This window comes from Echinicola strongylocentroti, assembly GCF_003260975.1.
Taxonomy (GTDB): Bacteria; Bacteroidota; Bacteroidia; order Cytophagales; family Cyclobacteriaceae; genus Echinicola; species Echinicola strongylocentroti.
Map to the genome: position 1 here is coordinate 5,637,102 of NZ_CP030041.1, position 18,699 is coordinate 5,655,800.

An 18,699-nucleotide genomic window follows, 5' to 3' on the forward strand; every position below is an offset into this window, starting at 1 on the left:
AAACTCCCAGTTATCATTGATTCAGTGAGCTGAGGAGTGTAAAAAAGCAACTCATTAAAATGGGGGGTTGGTTGAGAATTATGAATAAAAAAATAATACATACACTTCTACTCTGCTTGATCTGCATGGTTTCCTATGCTACTAAAGAACCTGTGGAAATCCTGATCCAAGACGACAAGGGGAGTCCTGTAGGCCATGGTATAGTCAAACTGGACAATGGAGAGGTGCTGGCTGTAGATAGCAAGGGACAGGTAATAATCGACCTTTCTGCCTATGCGGCATCTGTGGAGTTGGAGGTTTATGCCATGGGCTTCGAGCACCTGAAACTGACCGTAGGAGAGCTGATGATCAACCCGCACATCATCCTTCGAGAGTCCTTGGGACAGCTGGATGAATATGTGCTTTCTGCGACGCGGACTGACCGCAGCGTAGAGGATCTGCCCATGCCGGTAACAGTGCTCACACAGGAAAAAATCCAAGAAACAGGTGCCTTTCGCTTGTCGGATGTGTTGGCAGAACAAACGGGACTTCAATTGGTGGCAGACCATGGTACGGGGCTGCAAATGCAGGGATTGGACTCAGAGTATATATTGGTTTTGTTGGATGGTGAGCCATTGATAGGAAGGACTGCGGGGACATTTGACCTGGATCGTATTAGTGTCAGCAATATTGACCGAATAGAGATCCTTCGTGGACCATCCAGTGCAATATATGGCAGTGAAGCTATGGCGGGAGTGATCAATATTATTACCAAAAAAACTAACGATGGACTCAATGCCAACCTCATCGCCCAATATGGCTCGTTCAATTCCTTGGATATGGCTGCCGAAGTAGGATTGAATACCAAAGGCTGGAATATCTACGGGTACTATGATCACTTTAGCACGGATGGTTATGACCTGAATACCGAGACCCTTGGCAATACCAAGGCTCCCCATGAAGCGCAGACAGCTCAGGTAAAGCTGGGGAAGGACATAGGTGATAAATGGAAGGTGAAGGTAAGTGGTAGATTTTACCAAGATGAGTATAAGGATGTAGTTGGTGTGAGTTCTGGAGGGGAAGCATTGGCCGCTGATATGGCGGGAGACAGTAGGGATATCAACATCAATCCATCCATTCGTTTTAAGCCGAACACCGATTGGACATTTACCCTTCGGAACATGACCACGCTGTATGATACCCATTCCAGCACGGTCTTTACCGAGACTGGGGAAGTCGTGGATGAAGAGGACTTCAGCCAGCGCTATCACCGGACAGAGCTGCAGACCGATTATCGATTGGATGAAAAGCAGTTATTGACCGTAGGCATCGGGCACCAACTGGAAACGGTGGATGCCACACGCTATGATGACAATAACCGCTTCAACTCGGGCTATCTCTACCTCCAACATCAGTGGAGCCCTACGGAAAAGTGGAATGTGGTGACCGGAGCGAGGGGAGATCTGCACAGTGAATATGGAGGGAGGATAAGTCCGAAAATTTCTGCCATGCACAAGTTTTCCGACCGCTTTAGCTGGCAAGGCTCCATCGGCGCAGGCTTCAAGTCGCCCGATTTTCGTCAGCTGCTACTTAACTTCAATAATGCCGTTGTGGGCTATTACGTCTATGGTTCCATGCTCGTGGAAGAAGGTGTCCGACAACTGGAAGCGCAAGGCCAAGTGCAGCAGCTGCTAACGGATCCAAGTACATTTGGTGACCTGAAGCCGGAAAACAGCTGGGCCGTCAATACTGGTTTTCGGTGGAAACTCACGGATGATTTATTGCTGAATACCAATTTCTTCCGAAACCAAATAGCCAACCTGATTGAGACGACTGCGGTAGCGCGCTTGACGAACGGTAGCAATGTTTACAGCTACATTAACCTCAATGAAGTGATCACACAAGGAGCTGAAGTGGAAGCCAATTATAGGCTGGGCAGCCAATGGAGGTTTTCGCTTGGATACGTGTACTTGGACAGTCGTGATGAAGAAGTGATCGAAGGCATAGAAAATGGCGAATACTTCAAAAGGGACAGTCAAAACCGCACCAGAAGGGTAGAACGCTCAGATTACGGAGGGCTGTTTAACCGCAGCAGACACAGTGGAAATGTGAAAGTCAATTATTGGGAAAGGCATACGGGTGTGAACGTGGTCCTGCGCGGAATCTACCGTGGGAAATACGGTTTTGGCGATATCAACGGCAACCAGATCTTGGATGATCCTTCAGAATATGCCGAGGGGATCATGCAAGTTCACTTGACCCTGAACAAGCAATTTGACAATGGAGTGATGCTGGAGACGGGCGTAAGGAATATCGCTGACGCTATTAATGAATATGATAGCACCAATCCTGGCCGGACTTTCTTCATCCGTGCCAATGTCTCGCTGGACCAGCTGTTTGGGAATTAGGAATGGAGAATTAACAATGATGGATGAAGCGTGAAACCTTCAAGCCTTCAAACCTTACAACATTAAAACCTTTAAAACTTGTAACATTTAAACAATTTATAAACATGAAAAAAGTAAACTTTATTGCGCTGGCGATGCTGGCAATGCCACTGTTCGTAGCCTGTACCAATGATGAGGACACCGAGCCTGAAGTAGTAGAAGAATTGGAGGCGGTGATGGTAGAGGATTTGTATGCCCCCAATAGTAATCCAGGGTCTGACGATGGTCAAGAATATGATTATGTGTATTATAGTTTTGAAAAAAATACGGTGGTAGATTCTAAGGATGAAGATTGGGACATCGCTTTTAAATCAACAGAGATAATCGTAAATGGTGGTGTTAATGGTGACGGAAACGTAAAGGGAGCGTTATTGTCGGGAACTGTATTCGAGGAACTTGAAGGTTTACCTGACGATATGGAATTATCAGTAGATACGGAAGAAATGAATGCTATTCCTAATGACATGCAAAATGGTTGGTGGAATTACGATAGGAGTACCCATTTTGTGACTCCAAAAGCAGCAATTGTGCTTGTTTTTCAGACAAACTCAGGGAACTCTGTGAAAATGGAAATTTTAAGTTTCTTCAAAGGAAACCCACCCGCAGAAGAATATGAACTCAGGGATATGTACCACTATACATTCAGATACGTACTCCAGCCCAATGGAACAAAGACTTTCTAAAGGTAACTTGATTTGACATATGTTTTCGCGGAAAAGGTGGAGCTCTTGGCTCCACCTTTTTTTATGGGGGATTACAAATCCCCCAGTAGCTATCGTCACGGATTGCAAATCCGCGACAGCGGAACCTTCCAACCTTCCAACCTTCCAACCTTCCAACCTTCCAATCTTTCAATTTTACAATTTTACAATTTTACAATTTTCCCATAATCAAATTTCCCAACCTACATAAAAATGCGACGGAAAGTGAGACTGATTCTTGGTCGGGTGACTTTCTTGGTGGGAGGGAGACGGTGTAGCCAGTGTTTTTGGGAACCTTCGCGCATGACGAGCAAGCTGCCATTTTCGAGTACCAAACTGACGGTTTGTTTGGTGGTTTTGTGCTTAAAGGAGAATTTGCGCTCGGCGCCAAAAGAGAGGGAGGTCACGATGGGATCATCGCCAAGCATTTTTTCACCATCGCTGTGCCAGGCCATGCCTTCGTCGCCATCATGGTAGAGGTTTAGCAGGCAAGAATTAAAAGAAATTCCCGACTTTTCCTCTACAATGGCTTTGAGCACTGTTAATTCCTTGGTCCAAGGGAGTGCTTGTTTGGTAGTGCCGGAATAGCGGTACTCAAAACCCTCATCTCCATACCAAGCCACTTTGCGCTTGGTGACATAGTGCTTCCCATAAAGTACAGCCTCATCATGTCTCCATTCGATGGTATTCCGTAGCTTTTCGAAGTATTCGGAGGATTGATTTGTCCCGAATATTTTGCCATGGTAATGCACCGTGCCATCAAAGGGCAAGATATCGTATAGGCTATGTTGGTTAAAAAGATCCATCGTTTATAGTCTTATTCCTGTTTCAGTTCTTTGGGTATTTCGGAAGGAAGATAGCCCAGCTGTTCTTTAAACAGTTTTCGGAAGTATTTTGGACTACTGAAACCTACTTCAAAAGAAGCTTGGGCTACTCCCAGGTTTTTCTCCCGAATGAGGTATGCGGCATGTTCTATTTTGACAGTGCGGGTAAACTGATTGATGTTTTGACCGGTGATGGCCTTTAGTTTTCTGAAAAGGGACGTTCTGCTCATTCCCATTAGCTGGCAAATAGTCTCTACGTCAGTGGTTTCTTCCGCCAACTGGCCAATAATTTGGTTTTTTAGCTGGATCAGAAATTCCTTTTCTTTAGTGACGGCCTGTAGCTGACTTTCGGATAGACTATTTGCGGATTCCTTTTTTCCTAAATAATAGTCCCTTAATCTTAGCTTGGTAGAGAGTAGGTTGGCAATTCTCGATTTTAGGATTTGCCCGTTAAAAGGCTTGGTAATGTAGGCGTCAGCTCCTTCTCCATATCCAGATGTGATGCTTTCTACATTATCCTTTGCGGAGAGCAGGATGATTGGGATATGGGTGGTGGCTTGCTGGGTCTTTAATTGTCCACATAGGTCAATGCCATTTTTTTCTGGCATCATGATGTCTGATAAAATGATGTCGGGGATATATTGGACAGCCTTTTCTAATCCTTCCTGGCCATTTTGAGCATAGATAAGGTCATAATCTTCATGGAGAAGGTTAGCGAGGTAATTGAGGATCTCTGTATTGTCATCAATGAGCAATGCCAAGTTTTTGTCTTTTTTAAGGTCAAAAGAGGGCTTTGGCGCAGGGGTTGGGTGTGCGATCTCATTCAGGTGTATCTCTCCAATACTTGAGAAATTCAAGTCAGTGGCCGTTTTTTGGGATTTGGGAAGGCTAACGATAAACTCACTGCCTTGGTTGACCTGACTGTTGAGTTTAATACTGCCATGGTGATCATTGATTAGCCTTTTGGTTAGGGCTAATCCTATTCCGGTTCCTTTGTGGTTGGCATGGGATCCAGATTGGTAGTACCAATTGAACACTTTTTCATGATCTTCTTTAACAATCCCCGGGCCAGTATCTTTTACGTGTATCACGAAACTGTCCCCTTGGTCCGAAAGGGTGACCATCACCGTGTCCTTGGGTCTACAATACTTAAGAGCGTTGGAAATGAGGTTATTGACTATGATGTGGAGTTTTTCTAGATCTATGGTAGCCGAAAATTCCCGTTTTGGAAATTTTCCAGTCAATTTGATGTTGCGGTGTCTTGCCAAATGCTGGTATTGGTCCACCCATTGTTTTATAGGTTTTACTATGCGGTGATTTTCCAAGTTCAGCTGATTGCTGTCCAGTTCTGTCTTCCTGAATTCCAGCAACCTATTGATCATTTCCATGAGGTATTTGGCATTTTTCTGGATTAATTTAAGTCCTTTGACATGGCTTGGGTTTTTGACATCCATTAGCATGTCTTCCAGCGGCGCCATGATAAGGGTAAGGGGCGTCTTCAGTTCATGTGAAAACCCGGTAAAAAAACTCACTCGCTCTTCGTTGAGTTCATGTTCAAGTTGACGTTGTTTTTTCTCAAACAGAAGTGAGTTTTTCAATTTTAGACGATCCGAATAGTATTTCATTCCTGCCCAAATAAGTCCAGAAAATACCACGAGATAAATGAGGTACGCTGGCCATGTCTTCCAAAAGGGCGGGGAAATCACAATGGCCAATTGGTTTTCGGTATCATCATCCTTGTTACTCCTGGCCCTGACTTTTAGGGTATATTCACCTGGTGGGATATTGCTTAGATTGGCAGTTCCCAGTTGTTGGGTTTCGATCCAGTGATCATGATAAGGCTCCAACTTATAAGCATACTGGATATCATTGGCTTTGGGGTATTTTAGCGCTACAAAATCCAGCGAGAATAAGCTTTGGCTATAGTTCAGTTGGATTTTATTCAGGTAGGGAATATCCGAATGGTTTTTAGCGCTACTTGCCAGGTCTTTGGCGGAGACCTTTTTGTTCATGAGGCGAAGGTCTGTAAAAACAAGGGGGTATTGGCTGTTGGATTGTTGTAGGTTATCTGGCCGAAATACATTGATGCCTTTATTGCCCCCTAAGTAGATTTTTCCGGAAGTACTTGCCATGGCTGCCCCAATATTAAATTCGCTGCGTTGGATGTTATTATAGCCATTGAGGTTGCCGACAGTGTTGGTGTTGGGATCGAAAAAGCTAATGCCATTTGAAGTGCCCAGCCATAATTTACCTTCTTGGTCTGGGGTAATGCTGTTGATTGTATTGTTGCTGAGGCCGTCCTTCTCTGTATAAGCGGCGACTGTTTTTTGGGTTGGGTTAAGCTTGATAAGGCCTTCGTATCGTGTTCCTGCCAGCACCTCCCCATTTTCCAGTATGTGTAGGCTAAAGATGACATTGCCAGGAAACCCAAAAACAGTAGATGCATCAAAATGCTCCTTTTCACCAGTTAGGTAGTTGTAGCGGATGATGCCATTGCTGTAGGTGGCGAGCCAAAGGTTGCCGTGGTTATCTTCCGTGATATCTCGAATGTCAATTTTACCAATTTGCCTTACATAATCAAAATCATCGATGGGAGGGTGGTACCGATAGAGTCCACCCCTGTTGGTACCCACCCAAAGTTGCTTTTTGGAGTCTTGGAAGATGACCCGAACATCGTTACCATCTTCTTGCTGACCTTGTAAGTATTTTTTACATGCCCCGGTTGTTGGATCTAAGAGATTAAGGCCTCCCTGGTAGGTTCCCGCCCAGATTTTGTCATCATCAGATTCTAATAAGGAAATGATATAGTTGTTACTGAGACTATAAGGATCAGTTGGCCGATGTTCAAAATGCCGAAATTGCCCAATGGAAGGATCATATAAGTCCAGTCCTCCACCATCAGTTCCTATCCAGATTTTATTGTTAGCACTTTCTGTGATCGCTCCGATCCTGTCGTGAGAAATCGTCTGTTCGGAAGCCAGGTTTTGCTGGATCAGCTGTATGGGATCCCCATTGGGATTGACCACATTGATTCCCGTGCTGGTGCCTATCCACATGTTTCCATCAGCAGCAAGTTTCAGGGAGGACACTGTCCTGTTAAAGACACTGGAACCATCTCCCTTAGGCAAAAACCAGCTGGTAGTCATGTCGCTGTCCGCGATAAACTGCTCCGTGGGGATTATCGTCAGCCCGCCATTCCTGGTGCCTGCCCATAGATTGCCAAATGGGCCTTTTTCAAAACACAGTACATTGTCATCACTCAACCCAAGGTTAGTGGTATGCGTGGCAGGAAGTGAAAGGGTGTCTCCATGATGAGTGACCACTTGTATTCCCTCACCGGTTCCAATCCATAAATTACCCTTCGGATCATTATAGAGGCAATTGATATTCTGGGAAACAACATCGGATTGCTGTAGTGAAGTCACCTTTTTCAGTGCCAGGTCGATCTTCGAAAGGCCCTCGTCAAATGTCCCCACCCAGAGGACAGAATCCCCTTGAAAAGCCAGAGAGGTGATTTTCTCTGAGGGGATAGCATTAGTCGCTTCAGGTGCAACAAGATAAGTGTCCGATATTTTATTGTTTTCCAAAATCTGTACCCCGCCACCATAAATTGCCAAGGCCAGTTTTCCCGACGTACTCTCTGCAGAATAGGTGACATCATCCTCTAGGAGTCCAGCACTGGTGGTTATATGCCGAAATTGATCTGTCTTGGGATCGTAAACACTTAGGCCTCCCGGGGTTGCTAGGATGAGCTCTTGTTGGTCTGACCGTTTGATATGCTGGATATAATTATTGATGGGGCCATCAGTACGGTTTTGGTTGTTTTTCCTGTACACCTCAAAGGAATGGCCATCATAACGGCTTAGGCCTTCCATGGTTCCGATCCAGATAAATCCCAGTGAATCTTGCTCGATACTGTTGACATAATTATGGGAGAGACCGGACTCGACATCCAAGAGATAAAACGTCAGTTGATTTTGCTGAGGAAAGAATGCACCAAGACTGTCCTGCTTCGCATGGCATAAAGCAAAAGTAGTACAGAGTAATAGGGTTATAAAGGGCGATTTCATGTCGTTACAATCACGATATTTGCCAGTAAAAATCCCAATATAAACGCAAAAAAACCAGCAAAGACCGATTTTTACCCCCGGTAATGCTGATTTGTTCCCCTATATACAGGTAGTTAACACCTAATATTGTCATTACAGGTCAGTGGCGAATAATGCCCTACTAAGTGAATTATAGACCTTGCATAATGAGATTGTTCACACACTAGGATGGTTTCGTAGCTAGCGCCTTTTGGCCGGAGCCATCTTGATCACTGGAAGAAGCGCCTCATTATTAAGGTCAAATAATAACTGGATAGGCGAGTAAAAGCTGCTGTATCTGCTTAAATAAATTTATTAATAATTAACCTAAAATAACATGCCGACACATTTACATGCTAGAGCATGGTTTTTTTGCATATCATTATGTTTGATGATGTGTACCATGTCTATGGTTTATGGCCAAGAACAAATCAGTGGCCGCGTTTTAGATGAAAGCGGAGAAGGCCTTCCAGGTGCCTCTGTTCTCGTAGTAGGTACCACCAACGGTACCGTTACCGATTTGGACGGTAATTTCCAATTATCCGTATCTACATCCGCCGACCTTACACTTAAGGTGTCTTTTATTGGGTACCAATCCCAAGAAATCACACCAGACGGTAGGTCGAGTATTGAAGTACAGCTTCAAGCCGATCTACAATCCCTCAATGAAGTAGTAGTGGTAGGATATGGCGAGCAGAAAAAGGCCACCTTGACCGGGTCTGTTTCCCAAGTAGAAGGTAGGGACCTACAAAACAGTCCCCAGCCAAATGTATCCAACTCCCTGGCAGGGCGGTTTTCTGGGATCATAGCCAGTAACCGTGGCGGTGAGCCAGGTCATGATGGTTCCAGCTTTACCATTCGTGGACTGGCCACTACTGGAAACAATGATGTATTGGTCGTGATCGACGGTGTGCCGGGCCAGATAGGTGGCCTTGAGCGTCTCAACCCAAATGACATTGAAAGTGTTTCGGTATTGAAGGATGCTTCAGCAGCTATATATGGCTCTAGGGCTGCCAATGGGGTGATTTTGGTGACCACCAAAAGGGGAAAGGAAGGAAAACCCGTCATTTCTTATAGTTTTAACCAAGGATTTTCTTCCCCGACTAGAATGCCTGATATGGCAGATGCAGAGACGTATGGCTCTATTAGGAATGAAATTGCTTATTATAACAACCCTCAAGGAGGGATGAACCAGGTGTATTCGGAAGACCAGCTTAATCAGTTTCAGAATGGCACAGACCCTCTTAACTACCCCAATACCGATTGGGCAAAGGCCGCATTGAACAATGTCGCCCTACAAAGCCAACATAACCTGAGCATTAGAGGAGGTTCAGAAAAAATCAATTACTTTTTGTCCCTTGGTAAGACAGGTCAGGATGGTTTGTATAAGGATGGAGCCACGCGTTATGATCAGTACAGCTTTCGCTCCAATGTCGATGCAGAAATCACCGAACGACTTAAAGTAGGCTTATCCTTGGCAGGCCGTAAAGAAGCACGTCAGTTTCCTACCACTGGAGCAGATGGCATCTTCAGGTCGATTTATCGGGCTTATCCCACTGTAGTGGCGGTATATCCCAATGGCTTGCCTTCTACAGGGATCGAAAACAATAACCCCGTAATGATGGCTACCGAAGCAGGTGGGGTCAATGAAAACCCTAAGTATGTCTTTAATGGAATCCTAAGGGCTAGTTATGATCTGCCCTTTTTGGAAGGACTTTCCGTAGATGGTTTCTTCTCCGTGGATGAAAGCTCGGACAGATCCAGGAATTTTAGCACTCCTTACACGTTGTACAACTATGATCCAGCCACAGAGGGCTATAACCCAGTAGTGGTAGGTGGTGGAGCTGATCAGCAAGCTACCCTTTCGGAGTCGCACTACTCCCAGTCCATGACCGTGTCCAATATTAAGTTGAATTTTAAGCAATATTTTGACAATCACTTTATCGATGCCTTTGTGGGCTATGAACAAAGTGAAAACCGCACCCATACCATGGGAGCATCACGCTTGCATTTTCCTACCATAGAGACTCCTGAACTAAGCCAAGGTGGGGCGGCAGCGGCGGATTATGATAACTGGGGAAGTAGCTATAACTACACCAGAAAAAGTTTTATTGGCCGCTTTGCTTATAATTTTGATGAGAAATACCTCGCCGAAATTCAAATGCGTGTGGATGGATCTTCTAATTTTCCTGAAGGTGAACGTTATGGTTTTTTCCCTTCGGTATCTGCCGGATATCGTATCTCTGAGGAATCTTGGTTTCGGGACAATCTAAGTTTTTTTGATGACCTGAAGATAAGAGCTTCTTACGGACAACTGGGGAATGACAATGTCGGTCAATTCCAGTATTATGACAATTATACTTTTAATAACCGCTACGTCATCGGTGATGAAGTGGTGACAGGCATTGACTTGATCAGACTAGGCAACCCCAATATTACTTGGGAGGTGGCCACCAAAACGGACATTGGGTTCAATGCAGTTTGGCTCAAAAAATTCACTACTGAGTTTATCTATTTCCAGCAGGACAGAAGTAAAATCCTGACCACTAGAAATGCTTCCATTCCCGGCACTTCGGGAATTGTCAATCCGTATGATGCCGATCCACTGGTGCCGTCAGAAAATATTGGAGAGGTAAAGAGCCACGGGTTTGAGGCGACTGTTGGCTATGAGCATACGGGTGACTTCACCTTTGGGGTTTCTGGTAATTTTACTTATGCCCAAAATGAATTGGTGTTCAAGGATGAAGCTCCAGGTGTATTGGATTACCAACGGGAAACAGGAAGACCGCTCAATACCTATTTGCTTTATAATGCAATTGGGATTTTTAGAACGGAAGAAGACTTGGACAACTACCCTCATGTGGCCGGTGCACAGCCAGGAGATCTTATTTATGAAGATTATAATGATGATGGACAGATCACGGCTGATGATATGGTACGTACCGAGTATGGTAATATCCCGCGGATTACCTTCGGGCTGAACTTACATGCGGCTTGGAGAAATTGGGATTTTGCCGCTGTGATCTCTGGCCAAGGGCAGGTAAGACAATATGTTCTTCCTGAGTCCGGTACCGTCGGTAATTTCTACAGTAGCTGGGCAGACAATCGATGGAGCCCCAATAACCCCTCCGGTACTTACCCTCGGGTAAGCGAGCGGGCTTCTTCTGCAGTCAGCGGTGGACTTTATAGAAATAACTTCTGGTTGGACAATTCTGCTTTCGGACGTCTAAAGAATGTCCAGGTAGGATATAACTTGCCACAGGAGTTTCTGGATAGATTCTCTATTGGAAGTTTGAGGATTTATGCCAATGCCTTTAACCTGCTAACGGTTACCAAAGTCCAGGATTATGATCCTGAGGGATCCAGTGAGAGCGGTCAGTTTTATCCGCAACAAAAAATCATCAACCTTGGACTGAATATTCAATTTTAAAACCCGACCGACATGAAAAGACAAGATATTATCAAACCATTTATGGGAATTGCACTGATCGGGTTACTACTGGTCGGCTGCAAGGAAGACTTCTTGGACATTGTCCCAACAGACAGGATTTCAGATGCCTCCATACTTTCTGATTCTACTTTATTTGAAGCATATGTGATCAATAGGTACCTTGGGGTTCGCCTCACCAATAAAGAAGGGGACGGTAATCTCCCCGGATTTGGACGAGGTTTCGAATACGCTCTGTGGAGTTCTTTGACAGATGAATCCATTTATAATAACGATGACAATACCTGGATAATCCAACAAGGGCAATTGTCTCCAGAAAATACCGGCATCGCAGGGACCTTTTGGGGGCGATCATACAGAAGCATCAGGGAATGTAATTATGCATTGGCCAATATCGGTGAGCTGCCCATGAGTCAGGCTGGCAAGGACAGGCTAATCGCTGAACTTAAGTTTATCCGGGCCTTTCGTTATCATGATTTGATTCGGAACTACGGGGACGTGGTGCTCATGGGAGACGATGTACCTGAACTGGGCGAAGACTTTACAGACCCTAAGTTTTTTGAAAAAACCGATAAGGAAGCCGCGATTGCCTATGTAGTCGATGAGTTGGATGAAGCCGCAGGCATCCTTCCCCTTACCAATAACGGCAGCTGGCAAGAAGGTCGTGCCACACAAGGGGCCGCTCTGGCTCTAAAGGCCAGGTTATTGTTGTATGCGGCAAGCCCGCTATTTACTGACGGAGAAAACGACCAACAGTTATGGCAGGAAGCCGCCAGTGCAGCCCAAGATGTAATGGACTTGCAGCAGTACAGCCTGTATCAAGGTGGGTACGGGGAATTGTTCTTGACTCCCCAGAGCAATGTGGAAATCATCTTTGCGCGCTATTATAATATCAATTCACGCCATACAGCATTGGAAATCGCCAATGGCCCCAATAGCTATGATGGTTGGGGAGGCAATGTGCCACTTCAGAATTTGGTAGATGACTATGAAATGATGGATGGGACATCGTTTGATTGGGAAAACGAAGCCCATGCCAGTGCCCCATATGAAAATAGGGATCCAAGGTTTTATGAAACCATTCTCTACAATGGAGCTACTTACCGTGGCAGTGAGGTCGAGACCTTTTTGCCGGGTGGAAAGGATAGCCAAGACGGTCCTTCCAACTGGAATACCAGTAAGAGTGGCTATTACCTCAAAAAGTTCATTAATGAAGAATTGCCCATTCGAAACCCTTGGGATGTAGCCGGTACTCAAAATTGGATATACTTTCGCTATGCAGAAATTTTGCTTAACTATGCAGAGGCCCAAAACGAAGCGGTGGGTCCAGATGCCAGTGTCTATGAAGCGGTTAATGCCATCAGAGACAGGGCTGGGGTGGAGATGCCGCCGTTGCCTGCTGGGTTGACGCAGGATGAAATGCGTGAACGTATCCGTCAAGAACGTAGGATAGAGTTGGCCTTTGAAGAGCACCGCTACTATGATGTGCGAAGGTGGATGATAGCGGATGAAGTAGAAAATACCACTGCCTATGGCATCAATATCACAAAGGATGAAGACGGAAGTTTGACTTACGAAAGAAAAGTGGCACTGGAAGGCAAACAGTTTTTTGACCAGCATTATTGGTTGCCGATTCCACGTGCAGAGATTTTGGCCTCCGACAATCAGCTGGGGCAAAACCCTGGTTATAATTAACAGCCGAGAAACACCTGTCTTCCTTATGTGGGAAGGCAGGTTTTCTTTATCTATTCGACCTGATTTATGCAGTGGACAATTTACTGCGGGGTTAAATAGTTTGGAACCTGTCACTGTAACAGAGACTAATTGAATGATAAAACCATGAGGATGACAAATGAAGATAAATAAACTGAACAAGGCTTTTTGGTTGATGGGGATGGGGATGCTTTTTTACTCCTGCCAGTCAGAAAGCAAGCAGACCCAACCTGAAGCGAAGCCCCCGAAGCAATTAAAAATTGATGTGAAGCAAGAAGATACCTATCAGACGATGGCGCATTTTGGTGCTTCGGATGCTTGGTCGTGCCAATTTGTAGGATTATGGCCAGATAGCAAAAAGACGGCCATGGCAGAGCTTCTTTTTAGCAGGGATCAAGATGCCCAAGGTCATCCCAAAGGAATAGGCTTGTCCCTTTGGAGATTTAATGTAGGCGCTGGCAGTGCAGAACAGGGCGATGATAGCGATATTAAAGACGAGTGGCGCAGAGCAGAATCCTTTCTAAAAGCCGATGGCAATTACGACTGGAGCAAACAAGCCGGCCAAGTGTGGTTTGCCCAAGCTGCACAAGAACTTGGGGTTCCCAATTTATTGGTATTCCCCAACAGTCCACCAGTTTATATGACCAAAAATGGCAAAGCATATGCAAATGATGGAAATCCAAACCTGAGCGAAGATCGATTTGATGATTTTGGTAATTATTTGGCCAATGTAATCACTGGACTGGAAGAGAAAGGGCTTTCAGTGGATTATGTAAGTCCGGTAAATGAGCCTCAGTGGGACTGGTCCGATGCAGGACAAGAAGGTACTCCGTTCCTCAATTCGGATATCGCGGGGATAGTCCGAAGTTTGGACGCTTCCCTGACCGCATCCGGGTTGTCCACCAAAATTGATATAGCTGAAGCCGGAAAGATCAATTACCTCTATGAAAATTCCGATAAGCCCCAGCGAGGGTCTCAGATAGCCGCTTTTTTTGGTGATGAATCGGAAGATTTTATTGGCCATCTGGATCATGTAGGACAAGCAATTTCCGGACACAGCTACTTTACGACATCTCCATTTACTTCGGCAGTCCAGCAGCGTAAAAACCTCCAACGGGCAATATCAGAAGTGGACGACTTGGAGTTTTGGATGAGTGAGTACTGTATATTGGGAAATAATGGCGGAGAGATCAATGGAAGTGGCAAGGATTTGGGGATAGACCCGGCCCTTTATATGGCCAGGGTGATCCATAATGACCTTGTCATTGCCAATGCTTCAGCTTGGCATTGGTGGTTGGCCATTTCTCCCTATGACTATAAGGATGGGCTCATCTACATAGATAAAAATAAAGAAGATGGAGATTTTGAGGATAGCAAGATGTTGTGGGCACTGGGCAACTATAGTCGGTTTATCCGTCCAGGTTTTCAGCGAAAGGGAGTGGTATTGGATGGAGATGAGTTGCAGTCGGCAAACTTCCTGGTTTCTGCCTTTTCATCACCAGAAGCAGACGAAATGGTGTATGTCATCGTCAATTCGGGGATCGATGAAGTAGAAGCAGCGCTGGCCATCGATGGTGAGACCATCACTGCTCACCAAGGCTATATCACCTCTAAGGAGCACGAGTTGACGCCACTAGTCCTAGAGGAGGAGACAGTGGTGATTCCTGCACGCTCTATTGTAACCGTTACTGTTAACCAATTACCCAAATGATCATGTTTAGAAGATACTTATGTGGATTTTTTCCACTGTTAATTTTCATCGTTTTAAGTATGCCTGCGCAAGCCCAACATCAGGGCATGGCGCTTTTCAATGAGGATTGGCAATTTGCCAAGGCCGATAATATGACGGAATACGAAGAAGCTATGTCGTCTATTACCTCTTGGCGGTCCATCTCGTTGCCCCATGATTGGTCAGTAGAAGGACCCTTTAGTCCGGAACTGGCCAGTGGAACGGGTTTTTTGCCAGGTGGTATTGGCTGGTATAAAAAGTCGTTTACTATGGAGGAATATGATCCATCCCGCCAGTATACGATCTATTTTGATGGAGTCTACAAAAACAGTGAAGTGTGGATCAATGGCCATCATTTAGGGAAACGTCCCAATGGTTTTTTAGCCTTTTACTATGACCTTACTCCATACTTAAAAGCAGGGGACAATCAGTTGGTCGTCAAGGCAGACCACCGGGAATATGCCGATTCCAGGTACTATACCGGATCAGGAATCTACCGTAATGTCTATTTGCTATCCAAGGCCAAGCAGCACATCCAGCCTTGGGGGGTGTTTTTTACCAGTCCTGATGTGACGTCCACACGAGCTGATATACAAGTCCAAGTAGCTATCCAAAATGAAGCAGCACAGACATCCCCTGTCCAAGTGGTAGCCAAGCTGCTGGATGCCAATGGTCATACCGTGGGTGAGCAGACAGTGGAGAGTTTTTTGCCGGCAGGTAATTATAACCAAGAAACCTTATCGTTCAGCATTATGGATCCAATGCTCTGGTCACCTGATGATCCCTACCTCTATGACTTGGAAGTGAGTATCCACAAGAATGGTGAGCAAATCGATTTTTGGCAGGATAAGGTAGGACTACGGACGTTTCGCTTTGATGCGCAGGAAGGTTTTTTCCTAAATGGAGAAAACACCTTGCTGAAGGGCGTTTGTATTCATCACGACGCTGGAGCCCTGGGTGCCGCAGTACCCGAGGCAGTATGGGCGCAACGTTTGGCAACACTAAAAAAACTGGGCTGTAATGCCATAAGAATGAGCCATTATCCCCACCAGGACTACCTATATGACCTGTGTGATGAAATGGGCTTTTTGGTACAGGACGAAGCTTTTGATGAGTGGGAAGTAGGCAAGAACAAATGGATTGAGGGCTGGAATGTAGGCACTCCCGGAAATGACGGTTCTTACGATGCTTTTGCGGAATGGGGGCGACAGGATGTAAAGGACATGGTTTTGCGCTCGCGCAACCACCCTTCTATCATCATGTGGAGTGTAGGAAATGAAATCGATTATCCCAATGACCCCTATAGCCACCCTGTATTGGACGAAGGACGTAATCCACAGATTTATGGTAAAGGATACCAGAAGGATAATCCAGCGGCCTCTAGGTTGGGAGAGCTGGCAAGTGGTCTGGTCAGTGCTGTGAAAGCCGTGGACAACACTAGGCCTGTTACAGCTGCTTTGGCTGGAGTGACCATGTCAAATCACACCAGCTATCCAGGAGCACTGGATATAGTAGGTTATAATTACCAAGAATACAGGTATGAAGAGGACCATAAAGCTTATCCAAACAGGGTCATCTATGGGAGTGAAAATGGCGACGCCCTCTCTGCGTGGAAGGCTGTCACCGATCATCCCTATATTGCGTCACAGTTTTTATGGACTGCATTTGACTTTTTGGGTGAGGCTAGACCTTGGCCAGAACGAAGCAGCGGTGCTGGCATCATAGACTTGGCAGGCTATCCCAAACCCGATTATTACTTCAGAAAGAGTCTTTGGAATGAATCGCCTATGGTGTATCTCGCTATGACAGACAAGGAAGAGAACCTTCATCGTAGACGGGGAATGGAAGGGATTTGGCAAGGCGAGCAAGGAGAAAAGTTATGGGTGGCCTGTTACGCCAATGTAGATGAGGTAGAACTATTCCTGAATGGAGAATCCCTTGGTAAAAAAGAAATCGTCTATGATGATAAGGATATGCCAGGCTGGATGGTGGAGTATGCTCCAGGTGAATTACAGGCCATAGGGTATCAAAATGGCAGTGAAGTGGCTTCCTATACCGTTCAGACCCCAGGAGACTTGGACCATATGAAAGTGAGCATCGAAGAGGGTGAAGAGGATCCTTTGAATGGAGAAAAGATCCTTATAATGGATATATGTCTGGCAGACCAAAACGGTAACCGAGTGCCTCATTCAGATCAAGAGGTGGATATCGAACTAGAGGGAGGAGCGGTCCTTTTAGGGCTAGAGAGTGGTGACCGAAGTAGTCATGAAAACTACAAATCGTCTTCTAGGAAAACCTACAATGGGCGATTAAAGGCCTATATTAAAGTGCCAAATGGAGCTGATAAAGTCCAAGTGGTGGTAAGTAGTAATGGTCTGCAATCGGTGAACAGAGAATTTAATTAGAAAACACCAATTGAGGGATTGATACAAAAAGGCCGTCTGTAAAGCAGATGGCCTTTTTAGTTGACGTTGGCCTGTGCAACGTTGATTGTTTTGGTGGGGTGGCGGACCAAGGAATTCAATTAAACCCGGAGTCAATGCCGTTTAGTTAGTGTGTATTTGGAAATATTGGTTCTATTATTTTTCTGCTAAATTCCAAGATGGTTTTCATCTCTTTACCTTTGTCACTTTTTTGCTTCAGGTCAAAAAAGTAACCAAAAAACCCCGCCGCTGTGCATCTATTGGCCTAAAATTAAAACCTCCCCTCATGCAGGCAAACTCCTCCTGTCTAAAGCCAAGCAGTCCTATCTAAAGCCAGGTAAACCTTCTTTATCTGCCAACATTCTTTTAGGGTAGCATTTCGTCAAACAAGCCTGCCTTTTTGCCCACCCGCTTTTTAATTTCTTAACGTCCAATACCTGCAAGGCGGATCCGATTAATAAGTTTCTTATGGATAAATTATCATCATTATTCCATGTAGTGGTATATTTTCTTAAGTAACCAAGTTGAGCGAGAACAATAAGCCCCCTGAGCCAAAAAAGGTATCGCTTCCTTATTACGGCCCTTGGTATGCCTGTTTTCCAGCCGATGGTGGAGGCCGTTAAGAAAGGGAGTTGGCTCGCGTCGTGGAACAGCGAGACCCACTGCCTTTTAGGTCGTAGCCATAGGGTGGAAATTAAAATGGGTGACGGATCTCGGTCGCAGGGTAAATCCATGTTCCATTTTAAAAGACATACCACCGGTCTAGATTTTTTTCCTTCTTTTTTCATCAATAGCCTGCCCCGAAGGCTTTCGGGGGAAAAAAGGAAAAGGATAAAATCCACCAATATGATCAGGTTTCCCCAGCCAAAGTCAATCAAAAAAAGGACTTTTAGGTATATGAAAAGAAGGAAATCCCCTTAACTAAACGGCATTGAATCCGGGTTAAAGCCTGCTGTTGTTGGCCTAAATTTTACATACGCTGAAAAAGTAGGTTTAATCGATAAAAGAAAAGGTTGTTTCGATTTCCGAAAACTATCCCGTCCTCAGAAGGGGTGATCAGAAAGGTCCCTTTTGGGAATTCAGGAGTGGGTTTTAACGAATTTCTTTCCAAAACAAAATTTTTACCCGGACTCCAATAATTTAATATCAAGAGTTATTGAATGAAAAATTATAAGAATTAACTTTAATAATATGTATCATTGTGCAGAATAGATAATGTGCTAATTCGATATCAAGCCCTATTTACTTTCTAAAATGTGCATGTGTCAGAATTTTATTAAGGGTGTTTTTCTAAATATGATGATATCTCTAGGGTGGTCCTTTTTACAGTGAATTTTAAAAGTAACG

The 18,699-nt window shown here is 45.0% G+C and carries 9 protein-coding genes; 7 read left to right on the forward strand and 2 right to left on the reverse strand.

What is annotated here, in order from left to right:
• Positions 1 to 80: 80 nt before the first annotated feature.
• Together DN752_RS22415 and DN752_RS22420 are read left to right on the forward strand one after the other, a co-directional pair.
• A complete protein-coding gene (locus tag DN752_RS22415) occupies positions 81 to 2,387 on the forward strand; it encodes a TonB-dependent receptor plug domain-containing protein (protein ID WP_112786047.1) in 2,307 nt (768 codons plus the stop codon).
• A 104-nt stretch (positions 2,388 to 2,491) separates the two neighbouring features.
• On the forward strand, positions 2,492 to 3,109 hold the full coding sequence (locus tag DN752_RS22420; protein ID WP_112786048.1) for an HmuY family protein: 618 nt from the start codon (positions 2,492 to 2,494) through the stop codon (positions 3,107 to 3,109).
• 221 nt (positions 3,110 to 3,330) lie between these two features.
• Here DN752_RS22420 and DN752_RS22430 read toward each other — a convergent pair whose 3' ends face one another.
• Positions 3,331 to 3,933 (reverse strand): alpha-ketoglutarate-dependent dioxygenase AlkB family protein, encoded by a 603-nt coding sequence (locus DN752_RS22430; protein ID WP_112786050.1) that lies wholly within the window; start codon positions 3,931 to 3,933, stop codon positions 3,331 to 3,333.
• An 11-nt stretch (positions 3,934 to 3,944) separates the two neighbouring features.
• Positions 3,945 to 8,021 carry a two-component regulator propeller domain-containing protein gene (locus tag DN752_RS22435; protein WP_112786051.1) on the reverse strand — a complete coding sequence of 1,359 codons (4,077 nt, stop codon included), beginning with the start codon at positions 8,019 to 8,021 and terminating at the stop codon, positions 3,945 to 3,947.
• Between the two features lie 409 nt (positions 8,022 to 8,430).
• Here DN752_RS22435 and DN752_RS22440 point away from each other — a divergent pair, with 409 nt between their 5' ends.
• The 5 genes from DN752_RS22440 (at position 8,431) to DN752_RS24625 (ending at position 18,273) form a co-directional block, all read left to right on the forward strand.
• On the forward strand, positions 8,431 to 11,469 hold the full coding sequence (locus tag DN752_RS22440; protein ID WP_245949366.1) for a SusC/RagA family TonB-linked outer membrane protein: 3,039 nt from the start codon (positions 8,431 to 8,433) through the stop codon (positions 11,467 to 11,469).
• A gap of 12 nt (positions 11,470 to 11,481) precedes the next feature.
• Positions 11,482 to 13,182, forward strand: a complete 1,701-nt coding sequence (locus tag DN752_RS22445; RefSeq protein WP_112786053.1) for a RagB/SusD family nutrient uptake outer membrane protein — start codon at positions 11,482 to 11,484, stop codon at positions 13,180 to 13,182.
• A 157-nt stretch (positions 13,183 to 13,339) separates the two neighbouring features.
• On the forward strand, positions 13,340 to 14,911 hold the full coding sequence (locus DN752_RS22450; RefSeq protein ID WP_245949368.1) for a glycoside hydrolase: 1,572 nt from the start codon (positions 13,340 to 13,342) through the stop codon (positions 14,909 to 14,911).
• A 59-nt stretch (positions 14,912 to 14,970) separates the two neighbouring features.
• On the forward strand, positions 14,971 to 17,334 hold the full coding sequence (locus DN752_RS22455; protein ID WP_162633314.1) for a sugar-binding domain-containing protein: 2,364 nt from the start codon (positions 14,971 to 14,973) through the stop codon (positions 17,332 to 17,334).
• Between the two features lie 606 nt (positions 17,335 to 17,940).
• Positions 17,941 to 18,273, forward strand: a complete 333-nt coding sequence (locus DN752_RS24625) for a hypothetical protein (protein ID WP_162633315.1) — start codon at positions 17,941 to 17,943, stop codon at positions 18,271 to 18,273.
• Positions 18,274 to 18,699: the final 426 nt, after the last annotated feature.